The following is a 19,351-nucleotide window of genomic DNA, read 5'->3' as shown; positions in this document are numbered from 1 at the left end:
CGACGCTAGTGGAAGCGCGGCAGATCCAGCTTGTTGAGCACCGGGTGCCCGTCCGGGGCCTGGCACGGTGCGCAGTCCACCGGGTCGCTGCCCAGCGACCCGGGCGTCTTGGTCTCGACCTGCCGCCGCAGGGCGCCGGTCTCCTCATCGCGTATGGCGTGGGTCGGCGGGGGCAGCGCCGTCATCAGCCCCAGGCCGGTGACGGCGGTGGAGCCGCGCGGGTCATGGCCCAGGATGCGTACACGCCCAGGACGCGGGCGCGCTCCGCCGGCGGAAGCTGCGCGGCGGCGCCCCGCAACCCGGGGGTCCAGCGCGTTCCACGACGGGATGCACAGCTGCACGCGCTGGCGGTCCGAGCCCTTGGCCGGACGGTGAATCCGTACCCACGGACCGAACCCCCGCTTGGTCGGCTTCCACTGCGCGCACCAGCTGCTTGATGACCTTGTGGCCCTCCGGGATCCGCCCGGTGTACTTCTCCTCCTCCGTGAGCACGACGGGCAGGCCGTAGCGCTCACGGGCGGCCTCGGTGAGCACGAGCCGCGGGTCGGCGGGCCGTCCCGGGCCGGACAGCTGGCCTCCTTCAACTCGACTCCACCGGCGGCTGCGATCTGCTCCCCGCGTTCGCGCAGGTTCTGCCGTGCCGGGCGTGTCCCCACTTCCGGTCTCGGATCCGGACCCCGCCGCACTGCAACCGCCTGGGTGGTGTGGATCGCCGTCGCCGCTTGGCTCAACTCCCTTCGACCGCGCATCCCATGGCTCACAACGGGCCGTGATCGATAGGCTGGGAAGGTCGAAGCTCGGGAGGCTGGGAAGGTCGAAGCTCGGGAGGATCCGGCAGTGTCGTTGAGCTACTACGTGTACATCTCCGACAGCAAGGTCGACATGCTGTTGCCGCAGATCGACCCCGGGTTCGGGGCCAAGCGTCAGACGGAGGTAGGCGTGAACCTCTCCGTGCTGTCGGCGAAGCGCACCACCGAAGGCCCGCCGAACGACCGGATCACCCGTTGCGAGGCGGTCGTCCGGTACCTCCGCGACCACGGTGACCTCGGCACAGTGGACGCACCGGGCCAGTACTTCTGGGGTTCGCTGCGGATGCGCTGGGGTTCGTTCCGCGATGACCCCACATCCTCCCTGGTGTTCTTCGGCGGGCGCAGCGAGGACACTGTCGTCGCCCTGGGCGGCTCGTACCGGCACGTGTACGACTACGTGCCGGACGCAGAGGCCCACGGCGTGGGGCGCTCGATGATGTCCTCCATGCTCGACGGCCTCGGGATCACCTCCGACCTGGAGGACGAGTACGTCGCCGACGCGGTGGACGGCGACCTCGACCGCGTCGATCGCGCGGCGCTGGGCCGCGTCGAGCGGGCCGTTGCGCGACTGCGCTGGCCGGCGCAGAACGTCGAGTTCGTTGCGAAGCGGCTGCTGCACGGCGAAAGCCCGGACGGCACCGGCACGTCGGTGCTGCTCGGAACACCTCTGTACGCCGCCGTGGTGGACTGACGCCGATGGCCACCTGGCGCCACGGCGACGTCATCCTGGACCTGTACGAGGTCCTGGATGTGGTGCGCACCGGCGGCCTCGGGCTGGTGCACCGGGTCCACCACCGCGGCTGGGACATCGACCTGGCGGTGAAGACCCCGCGCCCGGCCGTCGTCCGCTCGCCGGACGGAATCGGGGACTTCGAGCGGGAGGCGGAGGTGTGGGTGGGGCTGGGCCTGCATCCGCACATCGCCAACTGCGCCTACGTGCGCACCCTGGAGGACGTGCCCAGGGTCTTCGCCGAGTGGGCCGACGGCGGCAGCCTCGCGGAAGCCGTCCGTAACCGGACCCTGTACGGCGACGATCCCCTCGCGACGCTGCTGGACGTCGCGATCCAGTCCGCCTGGGGCCTGGACCACGCGCACGAGAACGACGTCGTGCACCAGGACGTCAAGCCTGCCAACGTGATGCTGACCCGGGACGGCACGGTCAAAGTCACCGACTTCGGTCTGGCACGGGCCCGCACGGCCGGGGACGCGGATCCGTTCGTCAGCCGGGGCGGCCTGGACCCCGCGTACTGCTCGCCCGAGCAGGCACGGTCACCGTCCGGGCTCACCCTGGCCACGGACGTCTGGTCCTGGGCGGTCACCGTGTTCGAGATGCTCCTGGGCAGGCCGCCGGTGCGGGACGGGACCACCGCGGGCGACGCGTTCGAGGACTACACCCGGTCCCGGACGCCGGGCGCGATCCAGCGGGTGCCGGTCGAGATGCTGGACGTACTGCGCGAGTGCTTCGCGGAGGACCCCGCCGCACGCCCCTCACGACTCGGCCCGGTCGCCGAGCGGCTGGTCGAGGTGCACCGGCGCGAGATCGGCCCCTATCCCCGCCGTGCCCCGTCCGCGGCCACCCTGCTCGCCGACAGCCTCTCCAACCACGCGCTGTCGATGCTGGACCTCGGCCGCCGCGACAGCGCCGAGGAGCTGTGGACCCGCGCCCTGCGAGCGGATCCCCATCACCCGCACGCCCGCTACAACCGCGGACTGCACCGCTGGCGGACGGGTGTGATCACCGACGCCGAACTGGTGGACGAGCTGGAGTCCGTGCGGTTCGGCGACCCCGACGACGGCACGTACCTGCTCGCGCTGGTACACCGCGAGCGGGGCGACGCCCCTGTCGCGGCCGAACTGCTGCGGGACGCGGCCGCACGGATACCCGACCACCCGCAGATCGCCGCCGCCCTCGCCTCGGTGCGGGACGCGCCCGCCCCGGCCCAGTGCGTGCTGCCCGGGGAACACGACGGCTGGATCACCGCCCTCGCCCTGACCCCGGACGGCACGACCGGAATCTCGGTGGACCGTTCTGGCGGGCTGCGGATCTGGGACCTGGCCACGGGGGAATGCCGTCAGGAATCGCGGTTGGAGAACTACCGCGCCTCGACACTCGCGGTCAGCGACGACGGACGCGTCCTGGTCGTCGGCGGGGGCACCGGGCGCGCGCTGGTGCTCGACCTCGAGGCCGCCACCGGGTTCGACCTCCCCGGCCACCCCGGCTGGGTGCTCGCGGTCGCGCTGACGCAGGATCAGCGGCACGCGGTCACCAGCGGGTACGAGGGAGAGATCGTCACCTGGGACCTGGCGACCGGCGAAGCCGTGGAGGTCCGGCAGTTCGAGATGCAGGCCGACTTCCTGGGCGCCCGGGGCACCCTGTGCTGCGTCGTCGACCACACCCGCCGGACGAGCTCGGTGTACGACGTACGCACGGGCGCACTGGTCCACCGGTTCGACCTCGCCTGCCTGAGCGTGCGGTTCACCGACGACGGCCGACTCGCCGCGGTCACCAGCGGGAGCGCCCACGTCCGACTGGCCGACCTCGGCTCCGGTGACGCCCCACGGGTACTCAAGACCGGATACGGCCTGACAGCCCTCAACACGGATGGCACGGTCGGATTCTCCAGCGGCGGACGCGCCGAACCGTCACGGGTGTGGGACCTCACCACGGGCCGCTGCCGCCTCTCCCTGGAGGCCACACCCGACACCAAGGAAGTCGCGCTGAGCGCGACCGGGCACCGCGCCCTCACCGCGGAGGGCAGGACCGTGCGCGTATGGCACCTGCCACCCGCCGGACCACCGGCCCCCTGGAGCTACGTCCGCCCCCACCAGGCCAGGGACGTCACCGCCGCCGCCACCCGAGCAGCCGAACTGCTGGACCACGCGGCCACGCACGGCGCCGCCGGACGGCTGCAGGAGGCGGCCGAACTGATCCGCGCCGCCCGCGCACTGCCCGGCCACCGGCGCCACACCGAGCCCGTACGCCTGTGGCGCCGACTCGGTGCCCTCGGCCGCCGTACCGCACTCGTCGACGCCTGGTCCGCGGGCCGGATCGCCCCCGACGACGACCGGTCCTGGGCGCTGGAACTCAGCGGGCGCAGCCCCACCGCGCTCGCCCGCGCAGGGAACTCCGAAGCCTGGGTCTTCGACGTGGAGACCGGGCAGCTGCTGCACACGCTGAGCCTGCACACCGGCCGCCTCGGTGCCCTGGCGATGACCGCCGACGGCCGGCTCGCGGTGTCCGGGGGCGAGGACGGCCGGGTCGTCGCCTGGCAGCCCCGCGGCAGACGCATCGTCCAGCTGTTCACCAGCCCCCGCGACCACGTGTACTACGTCGCGCTCAGCGAGGACGGCCAGGTGGCCCTCTCCGGGACCGCCGACGGCGTCGTCGCCGCCTGGGACATCCCCAGCGGCCGGTCCCTGGGACGCTGGGAGGCCCACCCCGGAGCCGTGCTGGACGTGGCCGTCAGCGCCGACCACCGTTACGGGCTCTCCCGTGGCCAGGACGTCACCGTGAAGATCTGGGACCTGCGCACAGGCGAACTGCGGTGGGTGCTGGGCGGGCACGAGGAATGGATCGGCGCCGCACGGCTGAGCGAGGACGGCCGCCACGTCGTCACCGGCGGCTCCGACGCGACCGTACGCGTCTGGCGGACCGCCGACGGACAGTGCGAGGCGGTGCTCACCGGACACACCGATGCCGTGGTCGACGTCCTGCCCGGCGCGGACGGCCGGCACCTGCTGTCCTGTTCCGCCGACGGCACCGTCCGGTTGTGGGACGTCGTCGCCGCCCGCTGCGTCCATGTGCTCACCGGGCACACTGCCGCCGTGCGCAGCCTCGCCGTGACGCCGGACTTCCGGCTCGCGGCGTCAGGCGGCGAGGACCGCCAGGCACGGCTGTGGGACCTGACGAGCGGCCGGGAACTACGGGCCTTCACCGGCTTCTCGGACGCGGTCACCGATGTCGCACTGGCCCCCGACGGCGCCCTGCTCCTGGCCGGCGACGAACGCGGCCGCCTGCTGACCTGGGCCCTGGACTGGGAGTACGACTTCGGCTCGGCGACCGGGGTGCTGCGCGCGGAGTCCGAGCCCGTGATCGAGGAACTGCGAGCCGAGGTCGCCGTCGAGCTGCCGTCCCGTGACGACAGCCGCCCGGCGCTCATCGAAGCGATGGCCCGCATCGGCGAGCGGCAGCGGCGCGCTGTCACCCGCACCCTGGAACTCGCCGCCGAACTGGACAAGGTCCCCTCCCGCAACGACACGGGCTACCGCCTCTACATGCGCTTCGTGGCCGAGGACCTGGCGAGCCGGGAACCCGACGAGACACCGGGCACGGCCGAGGCGCTCACGCTGCTGCTGAGACCGGAGGAGGAACTCAACCGCTCCGAGTCCTTCTGGGCCAACCACTTCGCCCACCAGCTCCAGGACGACCTCGTCACGCTCGCCGAGGCCGCCCCCCTCCTGCACCGCGAGGGCGATCCGGTCGCGGCCGAGCGGACCTGGCAGCTCGTCGTCGACGTGCGCTCCCACCTGTGGGACGCCGGGCACGTCGAGACCCAGCGCGCGATGCTCGGCTGGGCCGCGGTACTGATCGATCTGCGCCGCCAGACGGAAGCCCTCGCCCTGATCCGGGCGGTGACCGCGGAACGCGAACGGAACCTGGGACCGGACCATCCGGCCACCCTGGAGGCGATCACGGCACTCGCGTCCCTGCTCACCGACAAGGGCGAACTGGACGAGGCCGAGCGGCTGTACGACATGCTGGTGCCCCAGCTCGTGAGGCGCCTCGGCCCCGACGACCTCCAGACCCTGGAGGTCCGGGTGGGGCTGGCCCGTGTGCACCGCCGGCTCGGACGGCACCGTGACGCGGCGCAGGCCCTGCGCGAAGTGCTGGCGAAACGGCGGCTGCGTCTGGGCGAGCACCACACGGACACCCTCGCCGTCCAGGCCGAACTGGACGGTCTGCCCGGGCCGGTACCGCCCGAGCCGACACGGAGGGGATGGAGGAGACGATGATTGCGGACCCGTCCAGCATCGGCACCCTGATCACCGGCAAGGCGTTCATGGCGGAGGTCGGGGCGTACTTCCCAGTCAGCATGGCCTTGCGCGGTGATGTGTTCGAAGCCGTGTTCATGATGCGGGAGGGCGACCTCGGGCATCGCACCAGCGGGCCCTACTCACCGGGGCGTCCCCCGTCCGACGCGATGGGCTGGGCCCAACTGCGGACGGGGATGGGCATGGCGGGCCACTTCCCCTCCTTCCGGATCGAGGCCGGCGGACACTGGCCGCGTATCCACGTCGCCCTGTCGGGCACATCTGTCAGCGGTCTGATCGTGATGCCGGAAGAGGTGACCGCGGAGGCGGTGAACGCGCCCTACCTCGGCAAGTGGCAGGACCAGATCTCCTCCGACGTGCGGATCGGGCTGGACCACCTCGCCAACTGGCTGGGTTCCTGTCATCACGAGGCGGGCGGCACGGCACCGTCGATCGACCTCGATCTGGTCTACCGGCCGTTCGACTACGAGGCGAGTCTCGCCAGGTTCGACCAGCCGATGCGTGAACTCATTCCTCCGGTGCACCCGGTCCTCGAACTGCGTTGGCGCTCGGCGACCCCGGCCCAGCGCAGGGCCTTCGTGAAGAACCTGAAGGGCGCCCAGAAGAGCGGCTCCCGGTCCGACCCGCGCTGGAGCTACAGTCTCGGCGGCATCAAGGTGGAGGTGCCGCGCTGACACGGCGGTACACCCTCCCGCTCTCCGGCACCCGCACCGCGCGTCACACCGGCGTCGGCTCCGCTGTCGCATCCCGAAGGTTGCCCGCATGAGCGATCGACCCCGTGGTCGCCTCCGCCGATCCGGCAGCCTAGAGGCGCAACGACTCCAGTGAGGCAGTTGTGACGGCGTAAAATAAATGAAAACGACCTCGCAACTTGCTTTGCAACCTTCGTCCGTTTGCTGTGTTCACTGTCCCTTGCGTGGCGGCGGGTGCACACCTTCCACGCGAACCCCCCGTTCGATGCGGTGGGACGGGGCGGTGAAACCGGAGGTGTCCTTGGGTCGGCCGACCGGCCTCGACGCAAGCCGGGCCTGACCTACGGTGCGACGAACGGCTGAAGCGCCTTCTCCAGGTCCTCGGTGCGGACAGACTGTGGAGTCTCTGACGGGTAGTCTCCTTCCGGGTATGTGATGTCGAACGGGCAGGTTTCGGCCCCTTTCAGGGTGAACTGGGTGACCTGCTCGGCCGTTCTGGCAGCCAGCACCCGGTAGGTCCACGTGGCGCTGACGAGCGGCAAGAATTTATTGCCGACGTACTCACATGAGTCCACCACCGCCCCGGTCGACACGAGGTACTCGCAGACGACCAGTTGGGTATCGAGGGTGTTGTAGTTCGCCTCCCACCCATGGGGAAGGTCCCGATGCGGAGCATTCGCCTCGGAAAACCCTGACTCGTTCACAATCTTGACGGGATGTGGGGCCGGTCCCTCGTAGGGTGCTGCCTGGTCGGTGAACTTCGACCGACGTGGCTTGTCGCCGAGCTCGGAGGGACAAGGGTCCTCAGCGGGCCGATCCGGTAAGGGCACTGAAGACGCGCGCGGTTCGGGGTCGTTCTTCAGGTCCAAGATCGCCAGAGTCGCCAACAATGCCACCATCACCAAGACGAACGCCCATATGCCGCGCAGCATGCGCCCCTCCAACCGATCCTCTTGCCGCCATGGTCTTGCCGGCATCAGGGCACAGGCTGCCAGCTGACCACCACATCTGGAACCTGTCGGCAGGCATTGGCCCTCTGTGGCCGCTCACCGGTGTCATGTCCCGGCCGTCAGGGGAGGGCGTCTATGGACGGCTGCCGCTGCGGGTGGGCTCGTTGGTTTGTCCTTTCACGAGTTCGGCGCGGTTTTGTGCCCACCTCGTGGTGGGCTGGGCGGCTGAATGCCTCGCCGGTAGCGAGGACTCTGCCCACGTCGTGACGGGTGGCGGGGCGGCGGTTTTCCGAACCGGTGGCCTGCCAGGACCGGGACGAATTGGTTTCGGTGCACCGGCCCGTGAGCCGAGAGGATGTCGCGCAACTGCTGTCCGGGAGTAGTCAGGAACTTGTTCTGGCCCTGCGGGAGACCACCGAACCCCTCGATCACGTGGCGCTGGGCGACTCGTTCGTCGCTGCCCCGCTCGTGCTGCCGATCGACCCCTCGAACCTGCTCCGCCTGCGACACCTGACCGACTACCCGCACATCGCCACCAAGGCGCTCGGTGCCAGAATTACCGACGTCAGCTGCTCGGGCGCGACCGCCGAGCACCTCACCACCTCCCAGCACCTGGGAACCAAACCGCACCTCAACGCCCTCACCAGCGACACCGACGTCGCCAGCATGACCGTCGGCAACAACACGGGCCTGGTCACCGCCGCCCTGGGGTGCATCAACCTGCTGCCCGACCTCGTCGGCAGGAGACCGGTCCACCGGTCGACCAGCAGTTCGTCCGCCGTTGAGGCTCGGGCCAGGCGCAAGACGGTGCCGCGGCTGATCTGCAGTTGGCGGGCGACAGCCCACAGACTCACGCCCCTGTCGATCAGTTCGTGGACGGCCGAGTGCTGCCGGCGCACCCGGTCCGACAGGCGTCCCGAAGTGCGGGGGCCATGCAAGGCTGCTGCCGTCCGGGAGCAGTGCCGTCACAGCCGGGGCCGGGACGTCGTCCTGGGGTTGCCGCAGGAAGGCGCGGTGTCGGGCACCGGTCTTCTCGACGGCTTCTGCGAGGTTCTTCCAGATGTGCCAGCGGTCGCCGACGTGGACGGCGTCCGGGACGCCGGTGCGTCCGGCTTCGGCGTAGGCGCTGGAGCGGTCCCGGCAGATGAAGGCGATGCCGGAGCGGGCGGCGAGCCAGGCGGAGACCGTGGCCACGGTGCGGTCCGGCAGCAGGTCGAGCGGCCTGCGGGACTCGACGTCGACCAGGATCGTGCCATAGACGCGTCCCTTCCGCAGGGCGAACTCGTCGACCCCCAGGACACGCGGGGCCGGGCTTCCGGGTCGGGCAGCGCGCGCATCAGCCGCAGCAGGGTTGAGCGGCTGACCGCCACCTGCAGAGTCTTGGCCGGCTGGGCCCCGGCCCGGCCAGCATCACCGCCAAGCGCTGCAGCACGTGGTGTAAACCACTGCTGCGGCGGCCGTAGCGGAAGGAAGTCCGTCGACCTGCCCGGCGAACGTCGTTTTTGCGCAACCTCTCTCCTGGCAGCGGAACCGGCGGACGCGTAACTCGACCACCGTCCGCCTGCCCCCGACCGCAGAATCCGTGAGGCGCCGCACGTAGTGGCTGTGGACACGGACCGAGACCACACCACAAGCCGGACATGCAGGCTGACGCCGTACTCCGAGCCTTCACCATCACCAACCCGGCATCGGGCACGACCAATTCCACCTCAACGCCGTCGACCTGGTGGAACCAGGGGTCGCGGAAAAGCGTGTCACCCATGGCCGTTCATGATCACGGTTTCAGTGACCGTCCGTGGTGCTGGCACAGAAAGTGAGCCAGAACCACTTTTCAAGCATCGCCGACATTTAGGCAGAGTCTGCAAATGATTTCCTGGCGAATCATGGTGTCGTGGTACGTCGCCATGAACTGTCCGATGCCGAGAGGGAGGTCTGTTCCGCCGCCATGAGCGAGTCGGCGGTCACCGTGAGAGCGGCGACCTCACTCGCGGCGACCATCAGGCGGGCGCCTGCCGGGGCGCTGGTCTGCGGCGGGATCACCAGCAGATCCCAACGGCCCGTGGTGTAGGACAGCAGGACGATCTTGTGAGGGTCCAGCTCCGAGAACCAGCCCACCCGCACCACATGTCCGTTGACAGGAACTCTCCGCGGGACGGTTGGCCAGTGCCGGGGGTTGACGGCAATTCGGGTGATCCGGCCCCACAGAGGATCCAGCATGTCTGCGAGAGCAGGAAGTTCCTGCGTCAGATCCCGGGAGCTGGGCCACCATGCGCCGTCCAAAAGCGCACGAGGCCCGCCCGCAGGCTTCAGGGCGAGGCGAGCGGTCGGAGCCCTGAACGGCGCCGTGTTCAGCGGGGCGTGGTCAGTGATCGCGGACATCGCGCGAACCTGTCTCCGAGCCGTCGCACGTCAGCCGCGGCCCAGTGTCGTCGCTCACCGAGAACGACTCCGGCGGAGAGGCCGGGGTGCGAAATGTCCTCGATACCTTGAAGGCTACTCCTCGGCACCCGGGAACGGACCGTACCAAAGCTGGGAATTCCGGCGCTCCGCTTCTGATCTGCAACAAGTGCCGCACCACACCCTCCGGTGCTGCACAGCGTCACCAAGCAGGTTGCACAGATGAGTGGCACAGACAGTCCGGATGCGACCTCGCCTCGGATCCCTCTGACGGCTTCGATAAGTGAGCGGGGTGTCCTTTGTACCGGTGACCACGACGGCCTCCGCCACTACGGGGGCGTCACCTCAGGATCGCTGAGGAAATCTTCCAGCGAGATCGTGCAGGAGCTGCGCATACAACCATCGGTGTGGCTGGCGAGGTTCGGCCCGCCCTGTCTCCCACCTGGCCACCTGGACACGGTTGACACCGACAGCCTCAGCTACTTCCGCCTGCGTCAAATTTGCGGCCAGGCGCAACCGAGCCCTTTCACCGGGCCCGGGAAGTCCAACGGCCCGTTTCAGCAGGGACCCGATCGGCTTGGACGGTTGTCGTGGGGTCGGCATTCGTTTTCCTCGGTCGACTGGCCGGCCGGACGCTGGACGGAAGGGGTGCGGGCCCCGGGGGATGCGGGCGGGCGTCCATGTGCAGCTCTGGTCCGTGTCGGCTTCTGCTATGGCTGGTCGGGGCTTTCGGCGGTGAAGTCGCCGTCGAAGGTGTTGTCGATGATCTGTTTGGCGAGTTCGGTCAGGCGCAGGTGGCGGGGGCGGGCGTAGGTGCGCATGACGTCGAAGGTGTCGTCGAGGCTCAGGCTCTGGCGTTCGGCGAGGATGCCTTTGGCCTGCTCGATGACCACTCGGCTGGACAGGGCACCCTGGAGTTGTGCCTTTTCGACGTGGACCTGCTCGATGGTGCGCTGCTGGAGGATCGCGATGGTCGCGACGTCGGCAAGGGCTTGGCCGATCTGGACATCGGAGTCGCTGAGACGCTTGAGTCGGGTACCGAACAGGTTGACGGCGCCGATGGTCTGGTTACGCAGTTTCATCGGCAGTGCGTGCGTGATCGTGAAGCCCGCCGCCCGGGCATGGGCGGCGAACGGACCAAAACCCACGGTGGCGGCGCTTGAGGTGAGGCTGATGTTCAACTGGGCCTGGCCGCTGTGGTAACAGCGCACGCACGGGCCCTGGGCGTGCTGGAGAGCAAAGAGCTCCAGCAGATGGGTCTTCTCGTCGGAGGCGGCGATGAGCTGGAGTTCGTCGTGCTGATCGACAATCATCACGCCGACCGCCTCCACGTCGAGGAGTTCCACACAGCGGATGGACAGACGGTGCAGGAACTCGATGACATCGAATTCCTCGGTGAGCGTGTCCACGGCCTCCACCAGGATTTCCAGCACGCGTTGCTGATTCGTCATCATCGATCAGTCCCTGTTCCCGGACGGAGTGGATGTCCCGTCGCGATTGTCCCGGAAATGCAGTCGCCGGGCGACGACGTCCTCGGCCGTTGCGAGCAGTGGTATGTCGGTGCGGTAGGCGTGCGCACGCAGGATGACCAGGGCCTCGGGCAGGGGGACGCCGGCCTGGACACTGATCATGCCGGTGGCCTGGTGGACAGCGGCACGATGCAGCTCAGTGTGAGGCTCAGCCCGGGCGAAGGACGCCCGCTGCCCGCTGTCGCGGATCAGCGCCGAGGTGACGGCGGCCGCCAAGATCAGCGCATCGTTCATCTGGGCAGGGCTCAGAGGACCGGGGACGGTGCGCTGCGCCGTGAACGTCCCGAGGCAGACAGCCCCCAGGTGCAGGGGAAAGCAGAACAGCGCCTGCACGCCAGTCCGTTGCGCTTCAGGCAGGAAGGCCGGCCACCGGTGCGTATCGGCGTGCTCCAGATCCGGCACCGCGACCAGCGTGCAGTGGCGGTAGGCGTCGAAGGCCGGCCCTTCACCCACAGTGCACTGCACGTCGTCCAGCGCGGCACTGCGGCCGGGAGTGGACCACACCAGCTCAGTCAACACGTCAAGAGTTCCCAGCGACACGGCGATCCCGTCCACGCCGAGCACATCTGCACACCGCATCGGATCACCACCCAGCAGACCGGATCCGCTCCCGTCAGGAAGATCACGCAAGATGCGGGCCAGGGTCGCGCTTACGTCCATCACGCCACCAACTCCACACCCACACACACGCGCCACCCGAGGTGAGCAGCCGCCCGATTCACCCTACGCACGGACAGAATATTTATTCGGACCGCGCGCACTGGGCCTGAGCGCGAGGACACCGTACAGACTCCCCCCGGATCACTGAACGGTGTCCTCGCACGGGCTGTCCCAACCGGGCGCCAGGAAGTAAGCAGGACACTCCCTGGCGCATCTGCGGAGAGGACGTCGGCTGAAGCCGTTGTGTCAGTAATACGGCTCCAGCCCGCTCTCGGTCGGCCACCACACGACCCAGGAACAAGGGGCCATCGAAGCGCCACGGCCAATAACCACGCCGCGCCAGCTCATACCCCCACAGTAGGGCACTGTGCCTCAGGGCGGACCACGCGTTCCAGACCTTTCCAACCAGGATGCTCGATCCGGGTGTCCTCCGCCAACTACCGAAGACGACGTAGGAACATGCCCCGTACCCGGCGCAGGAACGTGCACGGTCACGCTCCTCACCGTCCGGACGCCTCCCCTTCACGACCTGCCCATGTAGCTGCCACGGCGCTCAAACCCCCACCGCCACGCCGCGCATGTCACTCATACGGGTAGAACACCACCTGCGTGAACGTTTACGCATCTGCTGCTTTCATATGGTTACTGGTGCGTTGCCCTTGTCCCCGGTGACGGTCCCACGACCGCCCATCCCTGGCTCCTGCCGGGGATCTCACCACAGGAACCGCCATGGACATCCAGGACGCGATGTCAGCCTCACCCCAGCGCCCTCAGGCACCGCACGAGATCCCGGGCCCCAGCCCGCACGTGCGCAGCCACCTCGAACACGGGATCACCGTGACCGAGATCCACGGCATCACGGACCTGAGCACCGTGACCGAGATCAGGGACCACATCGACACCGTCACCACCCACCACAGCCCTCGGGTGATCGTCGACCTGCGGCACGTGGAATTCCTCGACTGTTCCCTCCTGGGCCTGCTCTGCAGGGCACAACGCCGTACTGCCGAACGAAGCGGCCAACTGACACTGGTCTGCGTCCAGCCCTGGCACCTGCACATCCTCGAAGCCGTCCGACTCGGCGAAGTCTTCCAACCCGCAGCCACGGTGCAGGACGCAGTTTGCAGACAGCGACAAGAGACCTGAACACGGGCGTCACCACCAATCCCTGCCGCCCGGCGTCACACGGGCACGGCGATGTCCTCGATCACCAGCCGGACACGATTAGCAAGGACGGTGATCCAGTTACCGCCGCGTGTATGTCTCGTTCCCGCAGGTCCTGCTGAGAGCCGGGCCTCACCTCCAGCCCATGGGGACGATCGTCCGGCTGAAGCCCCACGGTGCCTTCCGCCGCGAGGCGACCGCCCGCCGCACGCCCCCCACGGCCCCGGCTGGTCTCCCCCGTCCAGCCGGGTCTCCTCCCCCACACCGCGCCGGCCCGCTGCGTGGCAGGTGGGCAGCAAGAGTTCATTCTCGAAGATCGCGGTCACCACTGGTGCCCTCTCGACCTTTCCTCTCACCGCCGCACCCGCCGCGCAACAGACGCCGCGAAGCACCTGCCGCCGGCCGACGCCGTGTACCTCCTGCCGTCCGCAACCGAGTCCCGCGACGGCTAACAGCGCAGCGCCTTCAGGCACTGGACCGACGCCGACCACGACGCGTGTCACTCGCTCCGAGGTACTGATCGCCGAGTCCCGTGTGGAGACGGCCATCGAGGCGGGCCCGTACGATTCCAGGCGGCACAGGATGTCGGCGTGCGCGACCTGCTCGTGGTCCCTCAATGCGGGAAGGCTACGCGACGGAGGTCGCCCGCAGGGCACTTCGCAAGGGCTCACAGCCGGGTTACCAGTAAAGGACCCGGGAAAAGGCCGTCCTGGTTCGCAACCCGCGCGCTGGCCATCCCTGATCTCGATATCCGCCCCGCATTACGTACGAGGCCAGCCGAGGAAGAGAAGTCTCGGCTCGTATTCGGTCAGCCCTCGGGGAATGACTGCCAACCGAGGGGGATCTCGTGTGCACCACGGAAGGAAGGCTCGGACCGGGCCGCATGACGCAGGTGTTCGGCGAGCGCCGTGGTAGCCGTGGACGAGGCGCGGTCCTTGACGCCCCAGGCCAGTAGATGGTGACGGCGAGCCCAGGGCTCCTGCAGTTCGCACACGTCGAGCGGCTGGTGGGAGTCGATGGTGCGGCGCGGTACGACGGCGAGGCCGACGCCGGCGGCGGCCAGGGAGACGACGACGTTCAGGTCGGCGACGGTGGTGCGATAGCGCACGGCCGGGGCGTGGGGCCCGAGATGCTTCTCGATCCAGCGGCGCAGCGAGGAGTCGGCGTCGAGCCCGACGAGAGGATGTTCGGCGACCTCGTTGTAGGTCAGCGCGGTCCGCCCGGCGAGAATTCCTCCGTTCTGGCCGATCACGACGAGGGAGTCGTCGCCGAGGGGCTCCATGTGCAAGCCGCAGTCGCCGGCCTCGTCGTCGAGGACGACCCCCAGATCTGCCTCGCCGTCGGCGAGCATGCGCACAGTCTGCGGGGTGCGGCTCTCCGACACCGTGACGTCGACGTCCGGGTGGGCGCGGAGAAACGAGGTCAGTGCCTGCGGCACGAGCCGGTGCATCGCGGAGCCGCCGCCCAGCAGGGCCACGGGAGCGGTCGGGGACCGGGTGTAGCTCGCGACAGCGCTTTCGAGCCGCGCGGTCCGGTCGAGTACGTCGCGTGCGTGGCGCGCCAGGGTCGTTCCCGCCGGCGTGGTCCGCACGCCCCGCCGGCCGCGGATCAGCAGTGCCACGCCGGCGTGGTGTTCCAGCGAGCGCACTCTGGCGCTGGCCGAGGGCAGGCTCAGATGCATGCGGTGAGCGCCGGCTGTGATCGACCCCTCCGTGACGATGTGGAGAAACAGCCGCAGGTCGTCCAGGTCATAGCGCACCGCCTCAGCCTAAGGCTCACCCTTAGGCTGAGTACACCGATTCCGCATTGTGCGCCCGCTCGTCACAGGGCGATGCTCGGCAGGTGCTCGAGTTCTCGCTTGTCCTGCTGACCGGTCTCGCCGCCGGAGTCCTGAACGCCATGGGGGGTGGCGGAACGTTCGTGGCGCTGCCCGCTCTCGTCGCCTTCGGACTGCCACCGGTGACGGCGAACGCTGTGTCGCGGGTCGCCCTCGTACCCGGCGCCGTGGCCAGCGCGTGGGTGTACCGGCGTGATGTCATCCCTGTCGGGCCCACATCCACGAAGGCGCTGACAGCAATCAGTGTGATCGGCGGTGGCCTCGGTGCCGGTCTGCTGCTGGTCCTGCCCGCCTCGTCTTTCGATGCCGCGGCGCCGTGGCTGCTCACTTTCGCCACCGTGATCCTCGCCTCCGGCCGCCATCTCTCCCGGGCGTTGAGCAGGGCGCTGGGCCGCTTGGTGGGCATGCGTTCACGAGGCGTCCTGATCGGACAGTTCGCCCTGGCCGTGTACGGCGGATACTTCGGCGGAGCCGTAGGCATCCTGATGATGGCCTTGTGGACCATCGGCCTGGACCTGGACGCCGCGATCAGCAATCCGATGCGAATCACCCAACTCGCGGCCATCTACCTGAGCGCAACGGTGCTGTTCCTCATCGCCTCGGACGCGCTAGGCGCTCCGCTGCCCCTCACCGCCATGCTGACCGGCGCTGTGGCCGGGGGCTTCGCCGGCGCCTACCTGGCCCGCCGTCTTCCCGCCTGGCTGCTGCGGAGCGTCCTCCTGGCGACTGCCGTGATCACGACCGTCCTGTATTTCCTACGCGGCTGACCACGTGGAAACCCCCAGCGATCACTGCCGTCGTCGAAAGCGGAGGTTGACTGACATGACCGAAAGCGGCACGGGAGCGGGATCCAGCGCACCCTACGCAGACGCGGCGCGAGCGAGACTGGTGATGGCTTACGAAGCGTGCGAACTGGCCGACCTCGCACGTGCCGCCGTGCCCATTGGCGAGCACGAACTCAACCCCGACGGCACCATCCGAGCGCCAGGCACTGTGCTGGCCGACGCCGCCTGTGTACTCGCCGCCGCGCAGCGATTCTTCCAAGCCGCCGTCGTGTTCGAGCGCGTCGGCGGCGCCGACTGGCAGCTTATCGGCGACGTCCTGCACGTGTCTCCGCCCACCGCTCGCGTGCGCTTCGCGATGCCCGAGGCCGTTTTCCGGGAAGGTCTGCTCTCCCCAGAGGGGGCGCGATCTGACCGAGCCGCTGAGGTGAGCAGCCTGCGAGCCCACATGGTCAGAGAGCCACTGGAAACGGCCCTCGACCTCGACGACTGGGTGCTGCGCCATGAGGATGGCGACAGCGACCTCGGCACCGCACCGGTCTCCGGCGGCTTGGTCCGCAGGGGTACATAGGACAGTGAGTCCACTGAAGGTGACCACCGAACGCACCGGACGCACCGGACGCACCGGATGAATGCTGTCCCCCAAAGGGGACTCCATGCCGCCGCAACAGCCGTGCCGACCACCTGGACCCACGTCCCCACAGTCTGCGGACCATGCAACGAGCGGCTGCGTAGCCCGGCTGTTCCACACAGTTCGTTAGCCGGGATCACCAGTAGGTGGCTCGGAATGGATCAGCAAGTGCAAAGTTGCGCCGAGTGTTCGTCCCGCAGGCAGCCGACAGGGCAGACGACTTGCACCCTGGACACCCGCCGCCGAACAGCGCGAGCACGGCAACTCGCCCATACACCAGCGACCTCACGTGCACGTTTCACGATGCATAGGTCTCAGTGGGTCCCGCGTTCCCGCCCCACGCCGGGGTCAGCAACCGGCGGATGCGCTCGTACTCAGCGGCCATCTCCGGGCTGGCGAGGATGTCGTCGAGGTCGGCGGAGACCTCGTGATCGATGTCCTCGAGGGAACGGATGGCGAGTTCGTAGAGCTCACCGCGCCGGTTCTGCTCCAAGTAGCTCTGCCAATGCGCCAACGCACGGATGGCGGTAAGGACTCCGGGGTCCAGATCGTCCTCGACCAGGACGCCGTCATAAATTGTCGCAAGCGCATCGTGCAGCTCGGCGGAGCTGATCGTCAGGACGTTCACGCAGGCAGCGGTCAGCGCGGACCGGGCCTCATCGGTGAGTTCGTCCTCGTTCGCGCCACGGAACAGCTCCGGCCGCACCAGACGAGTGACCGTCTCCTCTCCGAACGCACGAACGCCACCCTCGGTGGCCGCGACGATCAACCGGAGAACGTCCGCCTCAAGTTCGCTGTACTTCACGCCCGCAGCTTAGCCAGGTCCAGCTCGGCGTACTCACCGAGGAGATCACCTTGTGGGAGCCGTCCGCGCACGCTCTCAACCAGTCGAATTCGCCGACAGTGTTCAGGAGGATCAGACCTCTGCAGCCCACTCTCGCCAGCACGCCTACCGCGCGGAGCCGACCCTGGTGATCAGCGGGACAAGCCTCAGACTTCCCACGTTGTGCCCCGGCACCGTGGTAGGCACAACTGCCTCTTCTCATCGGCTTGCAGGTCGGAAACCCAACGGCACACAGCCTTTCCACTCGACCCGTTCGGCGGAGGAAATCAGGTCGAGCACACCACCAGAGCAGCAGAACGGCAGGCCGGACACGGTTTGCGACGGGCTCCGAGATCGCCACGCGTACCACATGCGAAGTTGTCGGAAACACGCCAGTTCGCAGCCCGGCCCGTCCTCCTCAGTTTGGTACCTTTCACCGGACACGCAAATCGATCGGATGTTCGCCTACGGGATCTCCGAGACGTCCGTTGTCGGCAGTAGACGCTCACGTCCTCCGACGTGCGGCGTGCCACTCAATCGGACCGGGTGAAAGCTCATGGCAGGAACCGACCAGGAAAAGGCGCTGGACACCGCGCTCGCCCAGATCGAGCGGAAATTTGGCAGGGGCGCGGTCATGCGCCTCGGCGAGCGGCCCAATGAGCCCATCGAGGTGATCCCTACAGGATCGACCGCCCTGGACGTCGCCCTCGGCGTGGGCGGCCTGCCCCGCGGCCGCGTGGTGGAGGTATACGGGCCGGAGTCCTCCGGCAAGACGACCCTGACGTTGCATGCAGTAGCGAACGCACAGAGAGCTGGCGGCTCGGTGGCCTTCATCGACGCCGAGCACGCTCTCGACCCCGAGTACGCGAAGAAGCTCGGCGTCGACATCGACAACCTCATCCTGTCGCAGCCGGACAACGGTGAACAGGCTCTGGAGATCGTAGACATCCTGATCCGCTCCGGCGCCCTCGACCTCATCGTCATCGACTCCGTCGCCGCCCTGGTGCCGCGCGCGGAGATCGAGGGCGAGATGGGCGATTCCCACATGGGTCTGCAGGCCCGTCTGATGAGCCAGGCACTCCGCAAGATCGCCGGCGCACTGCACCAGTCCCAGACCACCGCGATCTTCATCAACCAGCTCCGCGAGAAGATCGGCGTGATGTTCGGCTCCCCGGAGACCACGACCGGTGGCCGCGCGCTGAAGTTCTACGCCTCGGTGCGCCTCGACATCCGCCGTATCGAGACCCTGAAGGACGGCACCGACGCGGTCGGCAACCGCACCCGCGTCAAGGTCGTCAAGAACAAGGTCGCGCCGCCCTTCAAGCAGGCTGAGTTCGACATCCTCTACGGGCAGGGCATCAGCCGCGAGGGCGGCCTGATCGACATGGGCGTGGAGAACGGCTTCGTCCGCAAGGCCGGTGCCTGGTACACGTACGAGGGCGACCAGCTCGGCCAGGGCAAGGAGAACGCGCGCAACTTCCTGAAGGACAACCCCGACCTGGCCAACGAGATCGAGAAGAAGATCCTCGAGAAGCTCGGAATCGGGACACCGGCGAAGACCTTGGTCGCCGTGGACACAGGTGCTGTCCCGGCCCTCGACGTCGCCCCGGCCTCGGCGGGAAACGCCGCTTGACAGACAACAGGTGGACCCCGGCCGGAAGGACCAAGATCACCGAATCAAGTGGGATGATCCATTCGACCGTCGGCGAACACCGGCCGAGCACGGCGCCATCACCCTAGATGCCTTGGATGCCGTGGAGAGGCGACCGCGGTGCCCACGTCCAGGAAGAGGGGCGGGCGGTGACGTTGTGACGGCAGGTTTTGGCTACGCTCACACTGCGCGCGTACGCGGATCTCGGTCCGCGGCGCCGCCCTGCTCGCTGCCCGGTTCGACGCGATGGTGTCGTTCGCGCTCCGGCCGGAAGCTCGAACGAACTCGACGTGCAAGCGCGCGAAGTGCGGTGTGGCAGGTGAAATGTGTTGAGGCCGGTGCCATGGCGGCGGCCGGCGCTTCGCACGCTTCAC

Annotated in this window: 16 protein-coding genes and 1 pseudogene; 7 read left to right on the top strand and 10 right to left on the bottom strand. The window is 68.5% G+C overall.

The features are described 5' to 3' along the window. Positions 1-8 precede the first annotated feature (8 nt). Positions 9-573 (bottom strand): annotated as a pseudogene (locus ACFYXC_RS38190) (transcriptional regulator); the annotation flags it as partial. A gap of 264 nt (positions 574-837) precedes the next feature. On the opposite strand from ACFYXC_RS38190, the gene ACFYXC_RS38185 reads away from it, so the two are divergent. From ACFYXC_RS38185 to ACFYXC_RS38175, 3 genes are read left to right on the top strand one after another with little or no spacing between them, the layout of a single operon-like run. Next, positions 838-1,500, top strand: coding sequence for a DUF7019 family protein (locus ACFYXC_RS38185; RefSeq protein WP_389557300.1), 663 nt, complete (start codon positions 838-840; stop codon positions 1,498-1,500). Positions 1,501-1,505: 5 nt separating this feature from the next. Continuing rightward, positions 1,506-5,822, top strand: coding sequence for a protein kinase (locus ACFYXC_RS38180; protein ID WP_389557298.1), 4,317 nt, complete (start codon positions 1,506-1,508; stop codon positions 5,820-5,822). Next, the gene (locus ACFYXC_RS38175) at positions 5,819-6,535 is read left to right on the top strand and encodes a hypothetical protein (protein ID WP_389557297.1); all 717 of its coding nucleotides are present in this window, start codon (positions 5,819-5,821) and stop codon (positions 6,533-6,535) included. Before ACFYXC_RS38180 ends, ACFYXC_RS38175 begins: the two co-directional genes overlap by 4 nt. A 359-nt stretch (positions 6,536-6,894) precedes the next feature. On the opposite strand, the gene ACFYXC_RS38170 is transcribed toward ACFYXC_RS38175, so the two are convergent. The 7 genes from ACFYXC_RS38170 to ACFYXC_RS38140 all read right to left on the bottom strand — a co-directional run bounded on the left by ACFYXC_RS38170 (position 6,895) and on the right by ACFYXC_RS38140 (position 12,089). Beyond that, positions 6,895-7,485: a hypothetical protein gene (locus tag ACFYXC_RS38170; protein WP_389557296.1), complete on the bottom strand. Its 591-nt coding sequence runs from the start codon at positions 7,483-7,485 to the stop codon at positions 6,895-6,897. Between the two features lie 195 nt (positions 7,486-7,680). Then, positions 7,681-8,748 carry a transposase gene (locus ACFYXC_RS38165; RefSeq protein ID WP_389557330.1) on the bottom strand — a complete coding sequence of 356 codons (1,068 nt, stop codon included), beginning with the start codon at positions 8,746-8,748 and terminating at the stop codon, positions 7,681-7,683. 165 nt (positions 8,749-8,913) lie between these two features. After that, complete coding sequence (locus tag ACFYXC_RS38160; RefSeq protein WP_389557295.1) at positions 8,914-9,099, bottom strand: hypothetical protein; 186 nt, start codon at positions 9,097-9,099, stop codon at positions 8,914-8,916. A 285-nt stretch (positions 9,100-9,384) separates the two neighbouring features. Beyond that, positions 9,385-9,882 (bottom strand): DUF5994 family protein, encoded by a 498-nt coding sequence (locus ACFYXC_RS38155; RefSeq protein WP_389557293.1) that lies wholly within the window; start codon positions 9,880-9,882, stop codon positions 9,385-9,387. A gap of 363 nt (positions 9,883-10,245) precedes the next feature. Next, on the bottom strand, positions 10,246-10,503 hold the full coding sequence (locus ACFYXC_RS38150) for a helix-turn-helix transcriptional regulator (protein WP_389557292.1): 258 nt from the start codon (positions 10,501-10,503) through the stop codon (positions 10,246-10,248). 107 nt (positions 10,504-10,610) lie between these two features. Continuing rightward, positions 10,611-11,354 (bottom strand): ANTAR domain-containing protein, encoded by a 744-nt coding sequence (locus tag ACFYXC_RS38145; RefSeq protein ID WP_389557290.1) that lies wholly within the window; start codon positions 11,352-11,354, stop codon positions 10,611-10,613. A gap of 3 nt (positions 11,355-11,357) precedes the next feature. After that, positions 11,358-12,089, bottom strand: a complete 732-nt coding sequence (locus tag ACFYXC_RS38140) for an ANTAR domain-containing protein (RefSeq protein WP_388924497.1) — start codon at positions 12,087-12,089, stop codon at positions 11,358-11,360. 729 nt (positions 12,090-12,818) lie between these two features. Here ACFYXC_RS38140 and ACFYXC_RS38135 point away from each other — a divergent pair. After that, positions 12,819-13,235 carry an STAS domain-containing protein gene (locus ACFYXC_RS38135; protein WP_389557288.1) on the top strand — a complete coding sequence of 139 codons (417 nt, stop codon included), beginning with the start codon at positions 12,819-12,821 and terminating at the stop codon, positions 13,233-13,235. A gap of 826 nt (positions 13,236-14,061) precedes the next feature. On the opposite strand, the gene ACFYXC_RS38130 is transcribed toward ACFYXC_RS38135, so the two are convergent. Then, complete coding sequence (locus tag ACFYXC_RS38130) at positions 14,062-15,012, bottom strand: LysR family transcriptional regulator (RefSeq protein ID WP_389557286.1); 951 nt, start codon at positions 15,010-15,012, stop codon at positions 14,062-14,064. Between the two features lie 83 nt (positions 15,013-15,095). Here ACFYXC_RS38130 and ACFYXC_RS38125 point away from each other — a divergent pair, with 83 nt between their 5' ends. Next, entirely contained in the window at positions 15,096-15,857 is a 762-nt protein-coding gene (locus ACFYXC_RS38125; RefSeq protein ID WP_389557284.1) for a sulfite exporter TauE/SafE family protein, read from the top strand. 55 nt (positions 15,858-15,912) lie between these two features. Further along, positions 15,913-16,443, top strand: a complete 531-nt coding sequence (locus tag ACFYXC_RS38120; RefSeq protein WP_389557282.1) for a hypothetical protein — start codon at positions 15,913-15,915, stop codon at positions 16,441-16,443. 358 nt (positions 16,444-16,801) lie between these two features. On the opposite strand, the gene ACFYXC_RS38115 is transcribed toward ACFYXC_RS38120, so the two are convergent. Then, positions 16,802-17,308, bottom strand: coding sequence for a hypothetical protein (locus ACFYXC_RS38115; protein WP_389557280.1), 507 nt, complete (start codon positions 17,306-17,308; stop codon positions 16,802-16,804). Positions 17,309-17,882: 574 nt separating this feature from the next. On the opposite strand from ACFYXC_RS38115, the gene recA reads away from it, so the two are divergent. Continuing rightward, positions 17,883-18,959, top strand: a complete 1,077-nt coding sequence (gene recA / locus ACFYXC_RS38110; RefSeq protein ID WP_389557279.1) for a recombinase RecA — start codon at positions 17,883-17,885, stop codon at positions 18,957-18,959. Positions 18,960-19,351 lie beyond the last annotated feature (392 nt).

Origin of the sequence: Streptomyces sp. NPDC002701, from assembly GCF_042889045.1 — a bacterium.
Taxonomy (GTDB): domain Bacteria; phylum Actinomycetota; class Actinomycetes; order Streptomycetales; family Streptomycetaceae; genus Streptomyces.
Note: the sequence above shows the minus strand (reverse complement) of the source record. Positions and strands in the feature narration are given on the sequence as shown.